Raw genomic sequence first — 22,343 nt, forward strand, 5'->3', positions numbered from 1 at the left:
GGCAGCGGAGCCTTGGGCACGCCTTAGACCTGTTCGAGATCGGGTGAGCAACTCTCGCACAGCAATTCGAGGGTCCGTCCGTCTCCGTCGATTCTGTTGCGGAAGCGCGGCGTCGGCGTTCCGCAGTCGACACAGACACCGATCACCTTTGCCTCGGGCGAGAATTCGATGTTCATCCGCTTGTCGAAGACGTACAGCGATCCGTCCCACAGGCCCTTGTCGCCGAATGTCTCGCCGTAACGGACGATCCCACCGTCGAGTTGGTACACCTCTCCGAAACCGCGTGAACGCATCAACGACGACAACACTTCGCAGCGCACTCCCCCGGTGCAATAGGTGACCACGGCCTTGTCCTTGAGATGGTCGTACTTGCCGCTGTCGAGTTCGCTGACAAAATCTCGTGTTGTTGTCACGTCCGGGACAACGGCGTCGCGGAAGCGTCCGATTTCCGCTTCGAAGGCGTTTCGTCCGTCGAAGAAGACAACGTCGTCGCCGCGATTGTCGACCAATTCGTGCAGTTCCTTGGGCGCCAGGTGGACGCCGCCGCCCACCACACCCTTCGCATCGACCTCGAGTTCGTCGGGTGCCCCGAACGTCACGATCTCGCTGCGCACCTTGACGGACAGGCGTGGGAAATCGTTGCCGAGTCCGTCGGACCACTTGATGTCGGCCGTGCGGAACGGTTCGTACCCGCGAGTGCCACGCACGTATCGCTTGACGTCCTCGATATCGCCGCCCACCGTCGCGTTGATTCCGTGCTGCGAGATCAGGATTCGGCCGGTCAGATTGTTCGACTCGGCGAGGCTGTGCTGCCACAACCTGATCGCCTCAGGATCGGCCAACGGCGTGAACTGGTAGAACAGAACAATTTTCGGAATGGACACTTTCCCTACACCAGCCTAACGTGCCGCACGCGCATGAACGTCGTGAAGATCGTGAATCGACAAGTCCGTCAACGACTCCCGGAAGATCCGTCCCGGCCCCGCCGGAACATCGACTTCACAGGGAACAACCAGCACACCGCAGCCTGCTGCGGTGGCAGCGGCAGTACCCGTCGGTGAATCCTCGATCGCCAGACACTGCGCCGGTTCCAATCCGAGAAGATGCGCACCACGCAGGTACGGATCCGCAGCAGGCTTGCCCTGAGCTACTTCGTCGCCGCACACACTGTGGTCGAAGAACTCTCGCCCGAGCATCCCGAGAGCGCGATCGACCAGAACCCGCTCGGTATTGGTTACCAGAGCCGAGAGAAGTCCCCCGTCGCGAACCGTCGCAAGTGCCTCCTGCGCGCCGGGACGCCAGGTCACTCCGTCTTCGAAGAGATCTCCGACGCGGGTGTACATCCAGTGCTTCGCCTCGGCGACGGCCTCCGGGTGCTGCTCGAGCCCCAGCGAATCGAACACCGTTGCCAGGGCAAACGGGCTGGAAGCGCCGATGACGGCGACTCGCGTCGCTTCCGTCATCGGCCCACCCAGGCGCAGCGACAGCTCACGCAGCGCAACATCCCACAACTTCTCCGAATCGAGCAAAGTGCCGTCCATGTCCCAGAGGACACCACCCAGCGTCGTTTCGGATACCTCGGTCAACAACTCAGACATTGAAATACTTGGCTTCCGGGTGGTGCAGGACAAATGCGTCAGTGGACTGTTCCGGATGCAACTGCAGTTCCTCCGAGAGGTGGACGCCGATGCGTTCCGGCTCGAGCAGCGCGACCAGCTTGGCGCGATCCTCGAGGTCCGGGCAGGCGCCGTAGCCGAAGGAGTACCGCGCGCCGCGGTATTCGAGGTCGAAGTATCCGGACACATCGGTGGGATCCTGCTCGGCAACCGAATGGCCACCCGGCAGAACCAGTTCCTCGCGGACCCGTCGATGCCAGTACTCGGCAAGTGATTCGGTGAGCTGTACACCGATCCCGTGAACCTCGAGGTAGTCACGGTACGAGTTCGACGCGAACAACTCGTTGGCGAAGTCCGCGATCGGCTGCCCCATGGTGACCAACTGGAACGGGAGAACGTCTACCTGACCGCTAGCCTCGGCCTCCTTGCGTGAGCGCACGAAGTCCGCGATGCACAGGAAACGGTCCCGGTGCTGGCGCGGGTAGGTGAACCGGAATCGTTCCGGTGCATCCGGTTTCGGTTCGGTCAGCACGATGACGTCGTCGCCCTCGGACACGGCCGGGAAGTAGCCGTACACCACTGCGGCGTGCGCGAGAATGCCCTCCGCCGTCAACCGGTCCAGCCAGTAACGAAGTCGCGGCTTGCCTTCGGTTTCGACCAACTCTTCGTAGGTCGGACCGTCGCCCTTACGCTGACCGCGAAGTCCCCACTGCCCCAGGAACAGTGCGCGCTCGTCGAGCAGACCTGCGTACTCGGACAGCGCCACGCCCTTGACGATGCGGCTGCCCCAGAACGGCGGCGTCGGAACCGGGAGATCGGTTGCAACATCGGAGCGTTCCGGCAGGATAACGGGAGCTGCTTCGGCCTTGCGCTTTTCGGCGATCCGCTTGGAACGCTCGTGGCGAGCCTTCCGCTCGGCAACCTTCTCGCGGGCGGCGATTGCCTCCGGGCTGTCCGGTGCTGGCCCGCCGCCACGCTTGGTGGTCATGATCTGATCCATCAGATTCAGGCCTTCGAACGCGTCGCGGGCATAGCTGACCGCACCGTCGTACACCTCCTGAAGATCGTTCTCGACGTACGAACGCGTCAGTGCGGCACCGCCCAGCAGAACCGGGAACTGTTCCGCCACGCCGCGCGAGTTCAGTTCCTTGAGGTTGTCCTTCATGACGACCGTCGACTTCACGAGCAGGCCGGACATGCCGATGACGTCGGCCTTGTGCTCGATCGCGGCATCGAGAATGGTCGCGATGGGCTGCTTGATACCCAGGTTGACGACGTCATAGCCGTTGTTGCTCAAGATGATATCGACGAGGTTCTTGCCGATGTCGTGGACGTCGCCCTTGACCGTCGCAATGACCAGTCGACCCTTGCCGTCGTCGTCCGTGGCCTCCATGTGCGGCTCGAGGAAAGCAACAGCCGCCTTCATGACCTCAGCGGACTGCAGAACGAACGGCAACTGCATCTGTCCGGAACCGAACAGTTCACCGACAGTCTTCATGCCCGAAAGCAGGGTCTCGTTGATGATTTCGATCGGGGACTTGACCGTCATCGCCTCAGTGAGATCATCGTCGAGACCGTTGCGCTCACCGTCGACGATGCGGCGCTCGAGGCGATCGAACAATGGCAGACCAGCAAGCTCCTGGGCGCGTGACTCGCGGGCCGACGCCGCCGAAACGCCCTCGAACAGCTCCATCAACTTCTGCAGGGGGTCGTACCCTTCGCTGCGACGGTCGTAGACCAGGTCGAGTGCTGTCACACGCTGCTCTTCCGGGATCCGGGCCATCGGCAGGATCTTGGAGGCGTGCACGATCGCGGTGTCGAGGCCGGCCTCGGTGCACTCGTGCAGGAACACCGAGTTGAGCACCTGACGGGCCGCGGGGTTCAAACCGAAGGAAATGTTGGAAATACCCAGTGTGAAGTGCAGTTCCGGGTACGCGGCCTTGAGCTGACGGATGGCTTCGATGGTCTCGATACCGTCGCGGCGCACTTCTTCCTGACCGGTGGAGATCGGGAAGGTGAGCGCGTCGACGATGATGTCGGACTCGGCGAGACCCCAGTTGCCTGTGATGTCCTCGATCAGACGCTTGGCGATCGCGACCTTGGTCTCGGCCGTACGCGCCTGGCCCTCCTCGTCGATGGTCAACGCGACAACGGCAGCGCCGTGCTCCTTGACCAGCGTCATGATCTTGTGGAAACGCGACTCAGGACCAGCGCCGTCCTCGTAGTTGACGGAGTTGACCGCGCAGCGCCCACCGAGGTGCTCTAGCCCGGCCTGCAGAACCGCAGGTTCGGTGGAGTCGAGCATGATCGGCAGCGTCGACGCCGTTGCCAACCGGCTGGCGAGCGCGGACATGTCGGCAGCACCGTCGCGACCCACGTAGTCGACGTTGAGGTCGAGCATGTGTGCACCGTCGCGAGTCTGATCCTTCGCGATGTCCAGGCACTTCTGGTAATCCGCGGACAGCATCGCGTCGCGGAAAGCCTTGGAACCGTTGGAGTTCGTGCGCTCGCCGATCATCAGGATGCTGGCGTCCTGCTCGAACGGGACAGCCGAGTACAGCGACGACGTGCTGGCCTCGTGAATCGGGGCGCGCTGCGCCTTCTCCACCAGGCGGACCGCATCGGCGACTGCCCTGATGTGATCGGGGGTGGTTCCGCAGCAGCCACCAACCATGCCCAGACCGAACTCGGAGACGAATCCACTGAGAGCTTCGGCCAATTCGTCTGCGGTCAACGGGTATTCGGCACCGTTGGGGCCGAGTTGCGGGAGGCCGGCGTTGGGCATGACCGAGACCGGCAACGTCGAGTACTTCGACAGGTGGCGAAGGTGCTCGCTCATCTCTGCCGGACCGGTTGCGCAGTTGAGTCCGATCATGTCGATACCGAGCGGCTCGAGTGCCGTCAACGCGGCACCGATCTCGCTGCCCAGAAGCATGGTTCCGGTGGTCTCGACCGTCACGTGCGTGATGATCGGAATCCGCAGACCCAACTGTTCCATCGCCCGCTGGCTACCGAGGATCGCAGCCTTGACCTGAAGGAGGTCCTGGCAGGTCTCGACGAGGATGGCGTCGGCGCCGCCCTCGATCATGCCGAGGGCGGATTCGGTGTACGCGTCACGCAGGACGGCAAACGGGGCGTGGCCCAGGCTGGGCAGCTTGGTTCCCGGACCCATCGAGCCGAGGACAAAACGGGCCATACCGTCGCGGCCTGGACCCATCTCGTCAGCTACCTCACGAGCAAGGGCAGTGCCCTTCTCGGAAAGCTCACGGATTCGATGCGAGATGTCGTAGTCGGCGAGGTTGGGCAGGTTGCACCCGAAAGTGTTGGTCTCGACAGCATCCGCACCCGCGGCAAAGTACGCGCGGTGGATGTCTTTGAGCACGTCGGGGCGGGTGTCGTTGAGGATCTCATTGCACCCCTCTAGTCCGAGGAAATCATCTAGTGTGAGGTCCGCGGCCTGCAACATGGTGCCCATCGCTCCGTCGCCGATGACAACGCGCTGATTCAACGCATCAAGCAGGGCAGAGTTAAATGGGGCAGACATGCCGTCCAGAGTAGTGGGCGCTCTCCGATGCTCTGGCCGTAGGCTGGGTGGGTGAGTCCAAGTGAGTTCCCCGTCACTCCCGACGGCCCGGTCGATTTTGATGATTCCGCGGCCTTCGAGAGCCCTGATCGCCCTGAGGGCGATATCCCCGTGCTGCGCGATCCCATTCTCGTGGCAGCCTTCGAAGGCTGGAACGACGCAGGTGACGCTGCCAGTGGCGCCATCGAACACCTCGAACTGATCTGGGACGCCCAACCGCTCGCGGAGCTCGATTCAGAGGACTACTACGACTATCAGGTCAACCGCCCCACCGTTCGGCAAGTCGACGGCGTCACCCGAGAAATCGTGTGGCCTGCCACACGATTGTCCGTCTGCTCGCCGCCCGGCAGCGAGAGCGACATCGTTCTGCTTCACGGCATCGAACCGAACATGCGTTGGCGGAGCTTCTGCGAGGATCTTCTCGAGCTGATCGACCAACTGAACGTCAAAACGGTAGTCATCCTCGGCGCACTTCTCGCGGACACGCCGCACACCCGCCCGGTACCGGTAACCGGAACCGCCTACAGCAGCGAATCAGCGACTCGATTCAACCTCGAGCAGACCCGCTACGAAGGGCCCACCGGAATTACCGGAGTCCTTCAGGACGAGTGTGTCCGCGCCGGCGTGCCAGCCATCTCGTTCTGGGCAGCGGTGCCGCACTACGTGTCTCAACCGCCCAACCCCAAGGCGACGGTGGCGCTCCTGCAGCGAGTCGAAGACGTCCTCGATATCGAGGTACCACTCGGTGAACTGCCCGCTCAATCCGAGGACTGGGAGGAAGCGGTCAACGAAATGACCGCAGACGACGAGGAAATCGGCGAGTACGTACGGACGCTGGAAGAACGCGGTGACGCTGAGACCGATATCACAGAGGCAATCGCCAAGATCGACGGTGACGCGATCGCTGCCGAATTCGAGCGTTACCTACGGCGACGGGGCCCCGGTAGTTTCGGTCTGTGAGCAACACTTCTCTCGATGAAAACACGCAGAACCCCAGATCTCTTCGCCTTCGCCTTCAACTGATCGCGCTGTACGCCGGCGGGTTTCTCGGCCCGTTCGGCGGCGGCGTGGTGGCGTCCGTTCTCCCCGAGATCGGCGACGATCTGGGGGTCGGGGCATCTGCGGCAGCGTCGTCGCTCACTGCGTACCTCCTGCCGTTTGCGGCATTGATGCTGGTGTCAGGAACCCTCGGCGCACGGTGGGGAAAGGTGCGGACCGTCCGCATCGCGTACGGCGTGTACGTGGCCGCGTCGTTGGCATGTTTCCTGGCTCCGTCGCTGGAGATCTTCCTGGCCGCCCGGGTCCTGCAAGGTAGCGCGAACGCCTTCACGACTCCCCTCCTGCTTGCATCGTTGGCAGCGGCAACGCCACAGGCCCGACTCGGCCGCGCACTGGGCGCCTTCGGTGCGTTTCAGGCCGCCGGCCAGTCGTCCGCTCCCCTGATCGGCGGCCTCGCAGCCGAATTCGATTGGCGCCTCGCATTTCTCGTCATCGCGATGGTTGCCGGAGTTCTGGGCGCCGTCGGCTTGCCCAAAACCACAACACCTCCGGCGGCCGCACCCGCGCGACTCCGCGACGCGCTGCGGCCGGAAGTGCTGCGGATCGGCGTCGCCGCACTCCTCGGCTGGGGCGCACTCGGCGGACTGAGCTTCCTACTGGCATTCCGGTTCGAGGACGAATTCGGGCTCTCGCCCACCATCCGCGGCCTGATGCTGACGCTGTTCGGTCTGGCCGGCATCATCGCCGCCCGACGAGTGGGAATCCTGATCGACCGCATCGGCGCGCGAAAGGCAGTGACCATCGGTGCGATCAGCGGAGCTGTCCTCGTCGCAGTTGTCGGACTCGCGTCCGCCATCCCCGCCATCGCCATCGCCTGGTTTATCGCCGGTATTGCGAGCCAGTTCGTGCTCGTCGGCGTCAATGCAGCGGTGCTCGGCTCACAGGGTCCGAATCGCGGCGGCGCGGTATCCGTTGTGCAGGCAATGCGATTCGGCGGCGCAGCACTCGCTCCCCTGGCCCTCACACCGATTTACGACGCCTCGTCCATCGCGAGTTTCCTGATACCCGCAGCTCTACTGGCTGCCGTGGCTCCCTTGATCATGCCCCGGCAGAAACCGTCAGCGGAGACGGCGGCCTGACCCCCCGGCTGTCGGTGATTTTTCGATCTTTTTTAGCGACTGAGGTGCGCCGACTGAGTGAAGTGAGGTCGTTGTTGCGGATTGTGTCTCCACTAAATATTCGGAAAATTTGGTGTTTCCGTCGTCGACAGATATTGATACAATGGAACAATGAGTGAATCCGAGTCGGAACCTGAGCGCCCCATCGATATTTTTCGGCGATCCGTCGCGATCATCGAAGAAAATTTGCCCGCCACCTGGTCGCTGTCGACGCAGCGCTCCCCCGACCTGTCGGAGGCGCCTATCCGCCTCGACCTGCGCTCCCCTGACGGGTCGATCGCCAAATTCGGCGTCTACGCCGCACACGGGGTCCTCAGCAGTGACGTTCCCGGCATCGCCGACCGCTTCCCCACCGGGCTGACCGGTTTCGTCTGCGCCAAATACCTGTCCGAACCGGTGCGTCGCCAACTCGACGCCCATGCACTCTCCTACGCCGACGCGACGGGCAACGTCTCGCTGACCGCCGATCGTCCTGCCGTCTGGGTGCGGGGCAGAGGCGCCGACGCCGATCCGTGGCGCGGCCCCGGACGGCCGTCAGGCCAGCTCGCCGGCGATCCCTCGGCGCGAGTCGTGCGGGCGCTCGCCGATTTTGCCCCGCCGTTGGCGATCACCGCTCTGGTTCGCTTGGCCGGCGCATCAACAGGCGCGACGTATCGGGTGGTGCAAACCCTCGCGGATCGCGAATTGGTCACCAGACTCCCCCGCGGCGGTATCGCCGACGTCAACTGGCAGAAAATGCTCCGTGAGTGGGCGCAGGAATCCGTCGCCAAAGCCCCCACACCGCACGGCTTTCACGCTCCGGACGGACTCGAAGCGCTCTTCGATCAACTCCGCCAACTCAGCGGGCATATCTATGCCGGCACGGCATCTGTCGCCGCCGCACCGTTCGCCAGATACGCACCCACTCAGCGGGCACATTTCCACGCCGACAACGTCGACCAGTTTGCCGATGCGTTGAGTCTGCGCCGCGTCGAGACCGGTGCCGATGTGTGGGTCACCGCTCCCCTGTCACCGTCGGTGTTCGATCGCATTCTCACCCGCGACGGCATCCGGATCGTGTCGCCGAGCCAGGCCTACGCCGATCTTCTTGTCGGCCCGGATGCCGACGAAGCGGCGGCCGATCACCTCATGCGCTGGATGATCGAGAACGAATCGCAGTGGCGACGCGCCGCCTCCCCAGCCAAGGATCGACCATAGGAAAATTCGGCCGATGGTTTCGCCTACGCTGTCCTGGTGAATGAAACGCATATCGCGGGCGTAGCGACGGCGTACGCGGATACCCATCGACTGAAACTGTTTTCGTTCACGGTCGCCGAGAAGCGTGCCGAGTACCTGTGGGTACTGCGCGCATTCGACCACGCACGCGCCAATTACACGGTCCTGCTTCATTCGGGAACAGTCGCGCAGATCCTCGAGAAGATCGGCGGAACGGACCCTGCCGCTCAATTGTCGTCAGCCGAGATCGCGCCGCTGCTCGATCAGCTCCATGTCTGGGAAATCCTCGAACGCAGCTACGACGGCACCCGCGCTGCGTCGCTGGCCGAGTACCGCAACCGGCATTTTGTGTATCAGTTCGGTCAGGCCGGCTATCAGGTGTACCGGTCCGTCGAGGACGTTCTTGCCGCCAGACTCGACAATTCGTCCCTGTCACGACTGGCGCTGGCGGATCTTCTGGCCGACATGTCGGAACTGGCCGAAGCCAATCGAACGGCAGACGGCGACCTCATTTTCCGCAAACTCAAGCGCCTCGACTCGACGCTCTCCGACATGGCCGATCGCGCTGCGCACTTCTACCTCACGCTCGGCGATCTTGTTCGGACGACGGAAGTCACGCCGCAGGCATTCCTGAACCACAAGGACGCCCTGCTGACGCACATGCGTGAGTTCAGCTCCGACCTTGCGCGGTACGCACCAAAACTCAAGGAAGCTATCGAGCACGTCGAATCGACGGGTGTCGACCGGATGATCCGGCTGGCTGCGGCCAGCGACGAGCGAGTGTTTGTTCCGATTGCCGAACGCGAAGACGACTGGATGGCTCGCTGGCGCGGCTTGACCGCGTGGTTTGTCTCCGCAGAGACCGGGATCAGCGAGTCCGAGCGCCTACGCGAAGGCACCATGAGTGCGATTGCCGCAGTGCTCGCCCTGTTGCGCCGCGTCACGGAAACCCGCCGGGGCGGCGTCAGCCGCGAAAGCCAGCTGCGTCACCTAGCCGGATGGTTTGCCGCGACACCGTCGGAGGACGCGGCTCATGCACTGTTCCAGGCCGTGTTCGACCTCGGTCGCCCGCGCCACCTGTCGATGGTTCATCCGGACGCCGACATCATTTCTCACCACCGATCCTGGTGGGAGGCACCGCCCGTCGAAATTGCCCGCACCCTGGCCGAAACGGGACGCCCACCGTCACCTGGTCTGCCCAGCAAGGTCGCTCGCAACGACGGCAGCATCAGACGACTACGCGAAGAACAGCTCGCCGCGCAGCGAACCCGCAGTGCCGCAGCACAATCCCTGGCCACCAACGGCGTGTATCAACGTGAGCTCAACGAGCAGGAGACCGAAGTTTTGCTGAGTTTGCTCAATGCCGCACTCACGGCCCGCGTGCCGGTGGTCGGCCGTGTCAAGAGTTCCACCGGTAGCGAGAACGGGGTGAAACTGACGCTGAGCCCGTCCGACGGTTCCACCACCATCACCACCGCCCGTGGCCGGATGCACCTCGACGGCATCGAGGTCAGCGTTCGATGAGAGCTCGCGAGATCACTCCCCTTGCGCTCGATTCGTATCAGCGCGCCGCGCGGGTCATCCTGTCGAATCACCTCGTCACCACGTCGTATCCGGATCGCGCGGCGCTTCCACTGCTGCGGCGGTGGGCTACGGAACTTCGAGACGACCTCCTGGATCTGTTCGGATACCGCCTCGAGGTCACCGAGACGACGGCCCGGTTGTTCACGGTCTCCGATCGCCTCAACCCGTCGGCGCCCGCCCAGACGGCAACCGAGCGCACGTTCGACCGCACCCGGTACTCGTACTTGGCACTGTGCCTGGCTGCCTTGGGTCGCGCCGGCAACCAGATCACGTTGTCGGAGTTGGCAGATCACGTGGCTGCCGACGCCGCACAGGTGGACGGCGTCGAACTGTCCACTGATCGCGGCGCCGATCGTGACGCGTTTGTCGACGCCGTCGGCTGGCTCGGTGTTCGCGGCGCTATCGCATTGGCCGACGGAGACGCGAACGGCTGGGCGTCCAATCCCGAAGCGGGGGAAGCACTCTACGACATCGACCGGTCCGTCGTCGTAGCGCTGTTCCGCCCACCGCGCGCTCTGCAACACCTGCATTCCATTCGCGGGCTCCTGGCTGCCGAAACATCCCAGGCCGCTGAGGAAGACGGAGTTCCCGTGGACGCCAAGGCAATCGGTCGACGGGTGCGCCGGGCTCTCGTCGAACGTCCGGTGGTGCTGGCCGGCGAACTGGATCAGCATGAACTGATCGCGTTGGCCCAACCCAAGACCGCGTCGGACGTCGAAATGCTGACCGGGCTGGTTGCCGAGCGCCGGGCCGAGGGAATCGCGATGATCGATCCCACCGGACGCCTGTCGGACGTGCGTTTTCCCAGCACCGGCACGATCGCCCAGGTCGCGTTGCTGCTGGCCGGGGAAATCGCCGATCGAATCCTCGATGTCGACGCGCCGGAACTGCCGAAACTGCCGCTCCCCCTCGAGTCCGACGACCATTTGATCGAGCAACTCGATGCGGCGATCCCCGAGGCCGGAATCTTCGAGGACCTTGCGGACGAGGACGCCGAGCCGGTCGAACCCGCTTCGGAGCCTGCTGATCCCCCGGAACCGGCAACGTATCCCCTGATCGACGACACGTGGCTGGCGGACAAGATCACCGAATTGGTGGATCAGTTCGGCCGGACGTTTGCGGCGCAATGGCAGGCGGATCACAACGGACTGCGGAAACACTCGCTCGGCCTGCTGCAGCGATTACGCCTGACGCACGCAGTTCCCGGCGGAGTTCTGGTTCTGCCCGTACTCGCGCGCTACCGCGACGTCGTGGTCAATGTCCGCGAACGCGATCCCCTCATCGATTTTGCGGTCGACAACTCCGCACCCGAATCCAGTTCCGAATTTTCCGGCAGCACAGAAGAACCAGAGGTAGAAAACGCATGAACAGCGCCCGTTTCCGGCCTACCCGGGCCGGCATCATCAACCTCTGGGATTACCGCGACCAGGAATTCTCCTTCGCCGACGGCCGACTGGTCCTGCGCGGCCCCAACGGCTCGGGCAAGACCAAAGCCCTCGAGGTGCTGTTCCCGTTCGTGTTCGACGGCCGCATCGAGCCGCGTCGCCTCAATCCGTTTGCCGGCGAAGAACGCACCATGAAGTCGAATCTGCTCTACCGCGGACAGGACACCGCGCACTCGTACGTGTGGATGGAGTTCTGCCGCGGCTCGCTCGACGACCCCGAAGCCGTCACCGTCGGCATCGGCATGCGTGCGAGCCGCACCAACGACAAAGTCACCCGCTGGTACTTCGTCGCCGACGGCCGGGTGGGTGTCGACTTCTCGCTGATCGGCAGCGACGATCGTCCGCTGACAAAAAAGCAGTTGGCCGAGCAACTGGGCAGTGACGCGATCACGGACCGTCCACTGGACTACCGCACCGCCATCGACGCGCGCATGTTCGGCCTCGGCGTGCAGCGTTACGACCAGCTGATCAATCTGATCCTGACGCTGCGCCGTCCACAGCTCGCGAAGAACCTTGACCCGAAGGGCCTTTCGCAGGCTCTCACCGACGGTCTGCGTCCGCTCGACGACCAACTGGTGCTCGAAGCTGCGCGCTCGTTCAGCGACATGGAAGAAGTCGGCCGCGCCCTCGAGGGGCTGGCCGCTGCCGACGGGGCCGCGCAGACTTTCATCGGCGTCTACACCAAGTATCTGCGTCAGCAGTCGCGGGGTGAGATCGAACAGGTCGGCGCTCGACTGGCTGCGGTCACCAAAGGTGTTGCCGCCATGGACGAGTCCGCCGTTGCCCAGTTGCGGAGCCGAGAAGCCCGCGCCGCCGCCGAAGAACGATTCAATGCCGCCGAGCAGGCCCTCGATCACGCCCGCGCCAATGTCGAAGCGCTACAACGCTCCAGCGCGTACGAAGGCAAGCAGCAGCTCGACGACCTCGCCCAAGCAGTGGCAACGCTGAAACTGTCCACCGAGCAGCAAGCCGACAAGTCCCGCAAGGCGCAGGCAACATTGGCGCAGCGCGGCGACGAAGCCGACAAGGCCACCGCGTCGGTACGCCGCGCCGCCGAAGCACTCTCGCGGGCCGAGGACGAACTGCGCGTCGGCGCCGAAGACGCCGGCATCGTCTGGACACCGCTACCCGACGGCTCCCGCAGCGACCAGATCACCGCAGCCGTGCGCGGCCACGCCGAAGAGCGCGACGGCGACGTTCGTGTTGTGCGGGCCGCCCTCGCCACTGTCGAAAAGGCCACCACCGAGCGGACCCGCGCCGAGAACTCCTCACGTCGTGGCCAGGAACTCCTCGAATCCGCCAAAGCTGCGGTCCTCGAAGGTGAAGCCGCCGTCGAACTGGCTCGCAGCGAATGTGCCACCGGCCTTCGCTCGTGGTGGACAGGGCATTCGGAACGCTATGCCGCTGCCGGCGCCGATACCTCACTGTTCGAGGCGTTGGACGGAGCCCTGTCGGCGGTCGGTGACGAAGACGCCCCGACGTTGGCGGCCGTGCTCGCCGAACACACCGAGTCCGGAATCGAGGCCCTACGGGAGCGTCGACGCTCTGCGGAAGCGGAAATCGTCGCCTCCCGCGCCTCCGTCACGGCACTGAAGGCCGAACGCAAAGCCGTTTCGGCCGAACACGACGACGCTCCGCCGGCATTCCACGCCCGCACCGACAGCCGCAAGGACCAGCCGGGCGCTCCCTTCTGGAGCCTCGTTCGATTCGCCGAGTCCGTCGAACCCGAGGTCGCCACGGGAATCGAATCCGCACTGCAGGCCGCAAACATGTTGGACGGCTGGGTAGTCCCCGGTGAGCAGCTTCCGGAATTCGTCAGCGAGCAATTCCTCACGGCGCTCCCGGCGAAACAGCGTCCCAAGGGACGTACGCTCGCGGACGTCCTCGAGGTCGAAGGCAACTCCGACGTCCCCGACGCACAGGTCCAGGGAATTCTCGCCTCGATCAGCCTGGTCGAGAGCCCGGACACCACCACGGCCGCCGTGGCGATCGGCGTCGACGGCCGATTCTGGCAGGGTGTTGTCCACGGACGACACGTCAAGACCGACGCCGAGTACATCGGCACCACGGCCCGCGCGCGGCGCCGCGCGGCCCGTATCACCGAGATCGACGCAGCGCTGGGCGAACTCGACGCGGCAATCGACGCCGGCACGGCTCTGGTGGCGCAGACCAACGAGCAGTTGACTCAACTTGCGGCCGCCGCAAAGGAACTACCCAAGACCGGCTCGATTCTGCGTGCGCTCAAGGCCGTCGCCGAGTCCGCGGGCGCATTGCGTACGCGGTCCGAGGCAACCGAGAGCGCACAGCGCGAACTCGACGCGGCGATAGCGGATCTCGCGGCCAAGGAAAAGCAGTTGCGCGCTACGGCGTCGACGCACCGGACCCCGCACGTCGGCCGCGAACTGGATTCATTGGCAGCGGCGATCCGTCACTTCGAAAAGCAAGGCGACGTGGCCCTGCGATGCCGACGCGAGCACGCCAAAGAGGTGGAACTCGAACGCGAATCGAGCGATCGTCTCGACGAGTCACGCACCAACGCCGAGGAATTTGCCGAAGAAGCAGCGATCGCGGAAGAGAGCCTGCTCCAACAGGTCCAACGCCTGGAAACCTTGCGCGACACCCTCGGCGCAAGTGCCGAACAAATCGATCTCGATCTCGCCAAGGCGCGCGCCAAGATCGAGGAATGCAAAGTCGACCAACGCGCCGCCCGTAAGGCCTACGACGCGGCCGTGCTCCACATCGGCACCGCTGAAGGCGCGTACAACACCGCCGTCGAGACCCTGCGACACACCCTCACCGAAACACGGAGCGATGCAGAGCAACTCGCGCCCTATGCACGACCCGATCTGCTGGAACTGCTCGGCATCACCGAGCCCCTGAGCTGGCCGGCCAGTTCCGCTGCCTGGATGAGCCCCGATCAACTCGTCTACCGGATCCAGAACGAGGACCGGACCGACGACGCCCCGCACCCACCGGTACTCCCCGAAGACGTGGACAAGCTGTACCGGGCGCTCGACGCGGCAACGTCGACGGTTCGCGTCACCGACGGCGCCCGCAAGGCCACCCGCACGGCTCTGACGTCCGCGCTGCAGGAATTCGACGCCCAGCTTGCTGCCGCCGGCCAGGACTACCGCCTGCAGTGGGACGCACCGGACGGACTCACCGTCGTCCGCGTGCAGGACGAGCAGGGACACTCCTCGATCGGCGAGTTCGCGACCCGGATCCACGAAGCGCGCGGCGATCAGGAACAGCTGCTCACCGAATCCGAACGCCGCATTCTCGAAGATGCCTTGCTCACCGGCCTGGCCCAGCAGATTCACGAGCGCACCGTCGACGCCCGCGAACTCATCGCGCAGATGGGCACCGAAATGCGTGAGCGGCACATGTCGTCCGGCAACACCATCGGCGTCCACTGGGTTCTGGCCGACAATCTCGACGAGAGCTCGCGGGCCATCTCCAAACTGCTCGATCGAGATGCGTCGGCGCTGGGCGTGGACGAGTTGGCAACCCTGCGCGCACATTTTGCGACGCAGATTCGCACTGCCCGCGCGGCGCACCCCGAGCGGTCGTACCCGGAGATCCTGTCGTCGGCACTCGACTACCGGCAGTGGCGGTTCTTCTCCTTCACCCTCATCAGCGGCGAAGGCAAGGAAGACAGGCTCACCGTCGCCCGGCACAGCGCACTCTCCGGCGGCGAGCAGTCGGTATCGCTGCACCTGCCACTCTTCGCGGCTGCGCACGTCATGCTCGATTCCGCCGATCCGCACGCGCCGCGACTCCTCGCACTCGACGAGGCCTTTGCCGGCGTCGACGACAACGGTCGAAGCGAATTGTTGGGATTGAGCGTCCAGTTCGATCTGGACCTCTTCATGACGGGGTACGACCTGTGGATCACGTACGCCGACGTACCGGGGTGCGCGCACTACGACCTGGCGCACTCCACGGCCGAACAAGCCGTCAGCGCCGCGCTACTGGTGTGGTCGAACGGTGAACTGCTCGCCGAACACGACGGCACGGATTTGGCGCGAGCACTCGGATCTCCGCTGCGCCGCAGGGTGCCCACCCCCGCCGAGGGTGCACTCGACTACGCCTAGCACTGTGCGCCTTTGTTAACCGCCCGCGGTTAACAAAGGCGCAGAGCATGTCGTCTCCGAATGGGAAGCACCCAGGATGGGTATCACGCCGATACCCGCGATTCTCAACCATGGGCGCAAATCCCGAGAGACGGAGGCGACATGAAGAAAACCATCGCGACAATCATGATCGTGGGCGCAGTCTCGACAGTGTGCGCCTGCGGAAGCGACGATGACGCGCAGAATCAGGACAACGGTCGCGCCAGTCAAGTAACGATGAAAATGCCTGCCGGGACGTCGACGGGCGATATGAGCGCTGTGGATCGGGGGAAACTCACGGCATTTGTCGTGGCGTTCCGCACCCGCTACCCGGATCTTTCACGGGATCGAGACGACCAGGACATCAAGGAAATCGTCCTCGACACATGTGACGACATTGCCGATGGCGACACCAGACAACAAGTCAGCGACGAAATACGCGATCAGGCCGAGCATAACGGCCTTGTCCCGACGCAAGCGCAAATCGACGAGATCTACGACATGGTCATACCGGCGTGCCCGTGAAAACACGCTGTGCGCCTTTGTCAACCGCCCGCGGTTGTGTGAAGTGTCAGGACATCGCGGACACTTTCATGTGTCATGACATCCCGGACGGTTTGGTGGTGTCCACGATCGGTGGATGACACGCCGCCGAAAGATGCTCAGCCCTGCTGTCCTGGTCGCGATCACAGAACGAGCGGCTGGCCGCAAGGTCAACATCGCAGCCCTGTGCCGCGAGGAGAACATCAGCACCAGCTGGTTCTACGAACAACTCGGCCGGTTCACCAAAGGCGGCTTGGAGGCGTTGACACCGCACAGCACGGCACCCCACACACGACCCTCGACCACCCCACCCGGGGTGGTCGAGGCCATCGTGCGGGCCCGCAAAGACCTCCACGACGAAGGTAGTGACAACGGACCGTTCTACATTCGGCAACGACTCATCGCCGACGCAGAAACGATCATTCCGTCCGAGTCGACGATCTACCGTCACCTCAAACAACGCGGGCAGATCCTCGCGCAACCGAACAAACGCCCCCACACCTACCGTCGATTCGAATTCCCGGCACCGAACGCGTGCTGGCAGATCGACGGCACCCACATCTACCTCGCCAACGGCACCCGAGTCACCGTCGTCGAGATCATCGACGACCACTCCCGCGTCTGTATCGCATCACATGCGGCAGTCTCCGAATCGTTCGAATCTGCTTGGGCAGCCTTACAATCCGGCTTCGAAGAGTATCGATATCCGACGATGATCCTCTCCGACAACGGCACCGCGTTCTCCGGTCGACGGCGAGGGACGATCTCCGAACTCGAACGTGAACTCGCCGCGCCCGGGATCGTCGCGATTTCCTCCTCAGTCGCGCATCCGCAAACCTGTGGGAAGGTCGAACGCCACCACCAGACGATGAAGAAATGGCTTGCCGCGCGCCCGGCCGCGGCGTCGCTGCCGCAACTGCAGATCCTGCTCGACGAGTACCGCCGTTTCTACAACAACCGGCCGCAGAAAACACTCGGCGGCGCCACCCCCAGCACGAGGTGGGCAGCGACGCCGCCGGCCGCACCCCATCCCACAGCGATGGTGGCAGCGGGGACGAGTACTCGCCCCAGTTCTCCGACCGGGGTGATCAAAATCCACGGTCTCTCGATCCACCTCGGTCGAGTATGGAAGAACCGCGAGACCGTCGTGTTCTGGCAGGGCGAGCGTTACGCGGTGTTCGTCGACGACGAACTCGCACGCGAGCTCGTCGTCGACCGCACCCACACCCGGCAACTTCTCAACCCACGAAAATCGTGAAGTGTCCGCGATGTCCTGACACATATGTGTCCACTAAGTCATGACACATCACACAACCGCCCGCGGTTGACAAAGGCGCACAGCAGATGGTTCAGCGCAGCGAAATTCCCAGCAGAGCGTCGACGGCATCGGCGAACTCGCCTGGTGCCTGTGCGTCGGATCCCCCACCTTCGATTGCGCGGCGTGCCCAACCGTCGAGGGCGTCCAGAGCCTTGGGGGTGTCGAGATCGTCGGCGAGATGCTGACGCAGACGGGCGACGGTGTCGGTGGCGGACGCAGCGGAACTCAAGGCCGCTGCCTCACGCCAGACCTTCAGACGCGCCTGGGCGTCCTCGAGGACCTGTTCGGTCCAGGCCCGGTCCTGGCGGTAGTGGCCGGAGAGCAGTCCGAGACGGATCGCTGCGGGGTCGACTCCCTCGCCACGAAGTTTCGAGACGAACACCAAGTTGCCGCGACTCTTCGACATCTTCTCGCCGTCCAGACCGATCATGCCGGTGTGGACGTAGTGACGCGCAAATCGACGATCACCCGTGGCACATTCGGCGTGCGCCGCCGAGAACTCGTGGTGCGGGAAGATGAGGTCGCTGCCGCCGCCCTGGACGTCGAAGCCGGAGCCGATGCGGTTGAGTGCGATGGCCGCGCACTCGATGTGCCAGCCGGGGCGACCCGGACCGAACGGTGACGGCCATGACGGCTCACCCGGACGGACGGCCCGCCACACAAGCGCGTCGAGTGGATTGCGCTTGCCGGCGCGATCCGGATCGCCGCCGCGCTCGGCGAAGAACTTCTCCATCGTCTCGCGGTCGTAGCCGGATTCGTAGCCGAACTGCTCGGTGGCGTCGGCCCGGAAGTAGACGTCGGGGAACTCGGCGTCGTCGACGATGTACGCCGCGCCGGATGCGACGAACTTCTCGACGAGTTCGACAACTTCGTTGATCGATTCGACGGCACCGATGTAGTCCTTGGGCGGAAGCACGCGCAGTGCCTCCATGTCTTCCCGGAACAGCACTGTCTCGCGCATCCCGAGAACCATCCAGTCTTCGCCGTCGCGGTTGGCGCGTTCGAAGAGCGGATCATCCACGTCTGTCACGTTCTGGACATAGTGAACGTCGTGTCCGGCGTCGCGCCAGATGCGGTTCACGAGGTCGAAAGTGAGGTACGTGGCGGCGTGCCCAAGATGGGTGGCGTCGTACGGTGTTATGCCACAGACGTACATCGTGGCGGTCTTCCCGGGGGTAACCGGACGAACCTGACGGTCGGCTGTGTCGTACAGCCGCAACGGCGGCCCCTGACCAGGTACGGACGGGAGTGCGGTATCGGACCAAGACTGCATACTGGCGAGCCTAGTGGAGACTCGTCGACGGCTCGGAAGGTGCTGGCTGATCTGGCACTGGTTCGGGCGTTGACGCCAGCTTGCTCGGCCACCAGATTTTCTGCCCGATGTCGTACGTCAGCGCCGGGACCAGCAGCGATCGGACAATGAGCGCGTCGAGGAGCACACCGAAGGCCACGATGAAGGCGATCTGCGCGAGGAACAACAGCGGGATCACAGCCAAGGCCGAGAAGGTTGCTGCCAGAACAACTCCGGCGGACGTGATCACGCCGCCGGTGACGGTCAGTCCGCGAAGCGCGCCGGCCCGCGTGCCGATCTTCTGTGCCTCTTCCCGAACTCTGGTCATCAGGAAGATGTTGTAGTCGATCCCGAGAGCGACCAGGAACACGAACGCGAACAGCGGCACCACCGGATCTGCTCCGGGGAATCCGAAGACGTGATCGAACACGAGCGACGAAATACCCAGTGTCGCAGCAAAAGAGAGCACAACGGTGCCCATCAGCAGCAAGGGTGCAAGGAGTGATCTCAGTAACAGTGCGAGGATCACGAAGACGACGAGCACAACCACCGGAATGATCAGGGTGCGGTCGCGGGTAGACGTGGTCTTGGTGTCGAGATCCGTTGCGGTGACGCCACCGACCAAGGCGTTGGCCCCCTCGACGGAGTGGACTGAATCACGTAGTCGCACAATCGTGTTTTCGGCCTCGATCGAATCGGCGGCATCGGTCAGCGTCGCCTCGAGCGAGACACGGCCGTCGACAACAAGCGGCGCTCCCCCGTTCTGCACAACAGTGACGTCACTGACTCCGTCGACTCGACTTGCCGCGACAACTGCATCCAGCTGATCCGCATCAGCGATCACGATTGCCGGGGAACCTGATCCGGCATCGAAGTGTTCACCGAGAATCTCCTGGCCCGCCACCGAGTCCACGTCGAGCAGAAACACGTCGGACGACGCCACACCGCTGGCCTTGAATTGCGGCATCATCAGCGCGAAGAGAACCAGCACCAGCGTCGACGCGACCCAGAAGCGGCGCGGATGCCGCCCGATTCTAGCGGCAAGTCCGGCCCAGAACCGGTGATCGTTCGCCTCGTCGTGATGAGCGACGTCGGCGTCGAATTTCGGCTTCGTCGGCCAGTACGCGGTACGTCCGAACAGGACCAGAATGGCGGGCAGGAATGTCATCGAGGCGAGGAACGACGCGGCGATTCCGATGGCAGCGACCGGTCCCAGTCCACGGTTCGAGTTCAGATCCGACAGCAACAGGCACAGAACGCCCGCGATCACGGTGCCGGCGGAGGCCGCGACGGGTTCCAGCGTCGCACGCCATGCCACCCGCATCGCCGAGTATTTGTCCTGCTCGATGCGCAGTTCCTCGCGATAGCGTGAGACGAGCAGCAGCGCGTAGTCGGTCGCGGCGCCGAATACCAGGATGAACAAAATGCCCTGGCTCTGACCGTTCAACGCGATGACGTCGGCGTCCGCCAGCAGATACACCAACAGGCTCGACAAGCCGAGCGCGAAGACCGCCGAGAAAATGACCACGAACGGCAGGATCGGACTGCGATACACCACGATCAAGATCAGAATCACGACTGATCCGGCCACCAACAGCAGCAGACCGTCGATGCCGGCAAAAGCGGCAGAGAGATCGGCGACCTGACCGGCCGGACCGGTCACCAGTACCGTCAGCCCCTCCGGCGCAGATTCGAGCGCAGCACGTAGTTCCTTCACCGAGGTCTTGACCTCGACGGTGCTGTCGATCGGCAGGAACAGCTGCAACGCCTGACCGTCCGCCGACGGAATCGCGGGCGAGCTCGCGCCACCAAATCCTTCGGTTCCGACAAACTTTCCGACGGTGTCCGTCAGGAAGGCGCTGTCGCCGCCCTGTATCCCACCCGAACGTTCTGCGACGACAATGGCCGGGACGAATCGTGTATCGGTGAAACCTTCCTGGAGCTTCGACACCTCGGTTGCTTCCGCCGATGCGGGCAGAAAGGACGTGTTGTCGTTCTGCTGCACTGTGCTCAGTTTTCCGGCAAACGGCCCACCGAAACCTCCGATCGCCAACCAGCCGATTACCAGCAGAGCTGGCACAATCCATCTCAGGCGACGACGCGTACTCGTGGGTGTGCTCACGGTTTCTCCTGAGCTCGGGTTGGCTGATGCGTGTTGGTCCCCTATTTTGTTCAGTAAGCTGAACAATTGCAAACGGAAGGCAGGAGAGTGGCCGAGGACGGGCTCGAAAACTGGCCGACAGGCCGCTTGTTGTCCACTGCGGCGCGCCTCGTCGAACACTCGTGGGAGCAGGTCCTGCGCAGCCAGGACATGACACACGCCGGTCTTATCGTCCTGCACTCCATCGCCACGTCCCCCGCGTCGCAGCGGGACATCGCCAAGACGGCTCGGGTCACCGACCAGACGATGAGCCGGACCGTCGATCGCCTCGAGCGTGCCGGGTACGTCACCCGAGACACCGATCCTCGCGACGAACGACGACGCGTCATCGCCATCACCGCATCCGGCCAGGCGACCTACGAACGTCTACTCGAACTCGAAAAGGACGAAGCCGCCCTCGCCTTCGGTTTCAGCGATGTCGCGGCATTGCGCGAACAGCTACTTCGGCTGGTTCGGTCCCCGGAACTCAATCCCAAGTACAACGAAAACTAGAACGCCGGCCACGGGATCGTTCGATGCCCGTTCGGCACCGGCATGACTGCCGACACCGTCAACTCGCGCGCCCGCTGAGCCAGCGCCTCGATTTCCTCGTCGGTGACCAGTTCCGAGAGTTCGTCACCGAAACTGCCGTCGACGGTAGTTGCCAATTCCGCGACATCCGCGATCAACGGCCCGGGAACTTGCTGGCCTGCCCAGCCCCACAACACCGTGCGCAGTTTGTTGTCCGTGTGCATGCAGATGCCGTGGTCGACGCCGTACACGGAGCCGTCGATCCCTTCGAGGGCATGACCGCCCTTGCGATCTGCGTTGTTGATGAGGACGTCGAGGACTGCCATCCGCTGCAGCCGCGGATCATCGGCGTGAATCAGCGACACCGGTTCGCCCGCTGAATCGAACGCCTGAAGAACCTCGAACCATCCCGGCGGAACATTGTCCGGGCTACAGAGATCCACGATCTCCGGCAGACCGAGCACATCAGCGTGACGGTCGACGGTGTCGATCCATTTCTGTACCATTCCCGGGCCAAAAGGTCCATCGCGCAACACCGTTCGCGGGATGACACCCCACCCCAGAGCTTCCGACACCAGATACGACGCCACTTCTCGCCCCGCGAGAGTCCCGTCCGGGAAGTCCCACAACGGGCGCTCGCCGCGCACCGGCTTGTAGACGACCCGCATCGACTCGTCGCCGAGAACGGCGTCGCACACCAAGGTTGCGTTGCTGGCAGTGGTGATCTGACCGATCACCGTCAACTCACCCTCGAGTTGGACGTCCAGCCCGGATGGCCTCGACACCGC

General features: G+C 63.9%; 15 protein-coding genes. 9 read left to right on the plus strand and 6 right to left on the minus strand.

Annotated features, from left to right (window positions below; translation table 11 throughout):
- Positions 1 to 23 precede the first annotated feature (23 nt).
- From FFI94_RS16485 to metH, 3 genes are read right to left on the minus strand one after another with little or no spacing between them, the layout of a single operon-like run.
- Positions 24 to 884 carry a rhodanese-related sulfurtransferase gene (locus FFI94_RS16485; RefSeq protein ID WP_138868794.1) on the minus strand — a complete coding sequence of 287 codons (861 nt, stop codon included), beginning with the start codon at positions 882 to 884 and terminating at the stop codon, positions 24 to 26.
- A 15-nt stretch (positions 885 to 899) separates the two neighbouring features.
- Entirely contained in the window at positions 900 to 1,598 is a 699-nt protein-coding gene (locus FFI94_RS16490) for an HAD family phosphatase (protein ID WP_138868795.1), read from the minus strand.
- A complete protein-coding gene (gene metH / locus FFI94_RS16495; RefSeq protein WP_138868796.1) occupies positions 1,591 to 5,160 on the minus strand; it encodes a methionine synthase in 3,570 nt (1,189 codons plus the stop codon). Before metH ends, FFI94_RS16490 begins: the two co-directional genes overlap by 8 nt.
- 51 nt (positions 5,161 to 5,211) lie before the next feature.
- On the opposite strand from metH, the gene FFI94_RS16500 reads away from it, so the two are divergent.
- The 8 genes from FFI94_RS16500 to FFI94_RS16535 all read left to right on the plus strand — a co-directional run bounded on the left by FFI94_RS16500 (position 5,212) and on the right by FFI94_RS16535 (position 17,533).
- Positions 5,212 to 6,159: a PAC2 family protein gene (locus FFI94_RS16500; protein ID WP_138868797.1), complete on the plus strand. Its 948-nt coding sequence runs from the start codon at positions 5,212 to 5,214 to the stop codon at positions 6,157 to 6,159.
- Entirely contained in the window at positions 6,156 to 7,337 is a 1,182-nt protein-coding gene (locus tag FFI94_RS16505; protein ID WP_138868798.1) for an MFS transporter, read from the plus strand. Before FFI94_RS16500 ends, FFI94_RS16505 begins: the two co-directional genes overlap by 4 nt.
- Before the next feature lie 150 nt (positions 7,338 to 7,487).
- A complete protein-coding gene (locus FFI94_RS16510) occupies positions 7,488 to 8,573 on the plus strand; it encodes a helix-turn-helix domain-containing protein (protein WP_138868799.1) in 1,086 nt (361 codons plus the stop codon).
- Positions 8,574 to 8,663: 90 nt separating this feature from the next.
- Positions 8,664 to 10,115, plus strand: a complete 1,452-nt coding sequence (locus FFI94_RS16515) for a TIGR02677 family protein (RefSeq protein WP_138873226.1) — start codon at positions 8,664 to 8,666, stop codon at positions 10,113 to 10,115.
- Entirely contained in the window at positions 10,112 to 11,542 is a 1,431-nt protein-coding gene (locus FFI94_RS16520; RefSeq protein ID WP_138868800.1) for a DUF2398 family protein, read from the plus strand. Before FFI94_RS16515 ends, FFI94_RS16520 begins: the two co-directional genes overlap by 4 nt.
- Entirely contained in the window at positions 11,539 to 15,714 is a 4,176-nt protein-coding gene (locus FFI94_RS16525) for a TIGR02680 family protein (protein ID WP_138868801.1), read from the plus strand. Before FFI94_RS16520 ends, FFI94_RS16525 begins: the two co-directional genes overlap by 4 nt.
- Positions 15,715 to 15,855: 141 nt before the next feature.
- The gene (locus tag FFI94_RS16530) at positions 15,856 to 16,257 is read left to right on the plus strand and encodes a hypothetical protein (RefSeq protein ID WP_138868802.1); all 402 of its coding nucleotides are present in this window, start codon (positions 15,856 to 15,858) and stop codon (positions 16,255 to 16,257) included.
- A 115-nt stretch (positions 16,258 to 16,372) separates the two neighbouring features.
- Positions 16,373 to 17,533 carry a DDE-type integrase/transposase/recombinase gene (locus FFI94_RS16535; RefSeq protein ID WP_138868803.1) on the plus strand — a complete coding sequence of 387 codons (1,161 nt, stop codon included), beginning with the start codon at positions 16,373 to 16,375 and terminating at the stop codon, positions 17,531 to 17,533.
- A 91-nt stretch (positions 17,534 to 17,624) separates the two neighbouring features.
- Here the strand turns inward: FFI94_RS16535 and mshC are convergent, their stop codons facing one another.
- On the minus strand, positions 17,625 to 18,866 hold the full coding sequence (mshC, locus tag FFI94_RS16540; protein ID WP_138868804.1) for a cysteine--1-D-myo-inosityl 2-amino-2-deoxy-alpha-D-glucopyranoside ligase: 1,242 nt from the start codon (positions 18,864 to 18,866) through the stop codon (positions 17,625 to 17,627).
- Between the two features lie 10 nt (positions 18,867 to 18,876).
- On the minus strand, positions 18,877 to 21,006 hold the full coding sequence (locus FFI94_RS16545) for an MMPL family transporter (RefSeq protein ID WP_138868805.1): 2,130 nt from the start codon (positions 21,004 to 21,006) through the stop codon (positions 18,877 to 18,879).
- 87 nt (positions 21,007 to 21,093) lie between these two features.
- Here FFI94_RS16545 and FFI94_RS16550 point away from each other — a divergent pair, with 87 nt between their 5' ends.
- Positions 21,094 to 21,537 (plus strand): MarR family winged helix-turn-helix transcriptional regulator, encoded by a 444-nt coding sequence (locus FFI94_RS16550; protein ID WP_138868806.1) that lies wholly within the window; start codon positions 21,094 to 21,096, stop codon positions 21,535 to 21,537.
- Here the strand turns inward: FFI94_RS16550 and FFI94_RS16555 are convergent.
- Positions 21,534 to 22,340 (minus strand): SCO1664 family protein, encoded by an 807-nt coding sequence (locus tag FFI94_RS16555; protein ID WP_138868807.1) that lies wholly within the window; start codon positions 22,338 to 22,340, stop codon positions 21,534 to 21,536. The two genes, FFI94_RS16550 and FFI94_RS16555, sit on opposite strands and share 4 nt — an antisense overlap.
- Between the last annotated feature and the right edge of the window lie 3 nt (positions 22,341 to 22,343).

The organism is Rhodococcus sp. KBS0724, assembly GCF_005938745.2.
Lineage (GTDB): Bacteria > Actinomycetota > Actinomycetes > Mycobacteriales > Mycobacteriaceae > Rhodococcus_F.

What these genes read in the sequence shown, in the direction of transcription:
- FFI94_RS16490 (WP_138868795.1), bottom strand. Translation starts at nt 1,598, where the DNA reads ATGTCTGAGTTGTTGACCGAGGTATCCGAAACGACGCTGGGTGGTGTC.
- FFI94_RS16530 (WP_138868802.1), top strand. Translation starts at nt 15,856, where the DNA reads ATGAAGAAAACCATCGCGACAATCATGATCGTGGGCGCAGTCTCGACA.
- FFI94_RS16535 (WP_138868803.1), top strand. Translation starts at nt 16,373, where the DNA reads ATGACACGCCGCCGAAAGATGCTCAGCCCTGCTGTCCTGGTCGCGATC.
- FFI94_RS16510 (WP_138868799.1), top strand. Translation starts at nt 7,488, where the DNA reads ATGAGTGAATCCGAGTCGGAACCTGAGCGCCCCATCGATATTTTTCGG.
- mshC (WP_138868804.1), bottom strand. Translation starts at nt 18,866, where the DNA reads ATGCAGTCTTGGTCCGATACCGCACTCCCGTCCGTACCTGGTCAGGGG.
- FFI94_RS16525 (WP_138868801.1), top strand. Translation starts at nt 11,539, where the DNA reads ATGAACAGCGCCCGTTTCCGGCCTACCCGGGCCGGCATCATCAACCTC.
- metH (WP_138868796.1), bottom strand. Translation starts at nt 5,160, where the DNA reads ATGTCTGCCCCATTTAACTCTGCCCTGCTTGATGCGTTGAATCAGCGC.
- FFI94_RS16520 (WP_138868800.1), top strand. Translation starts at nt 10,112, where the DNA reads ATGAGAGCTCGCGAGATCACTCCCCTTGCGCTCGATTCGTATCAGCGC.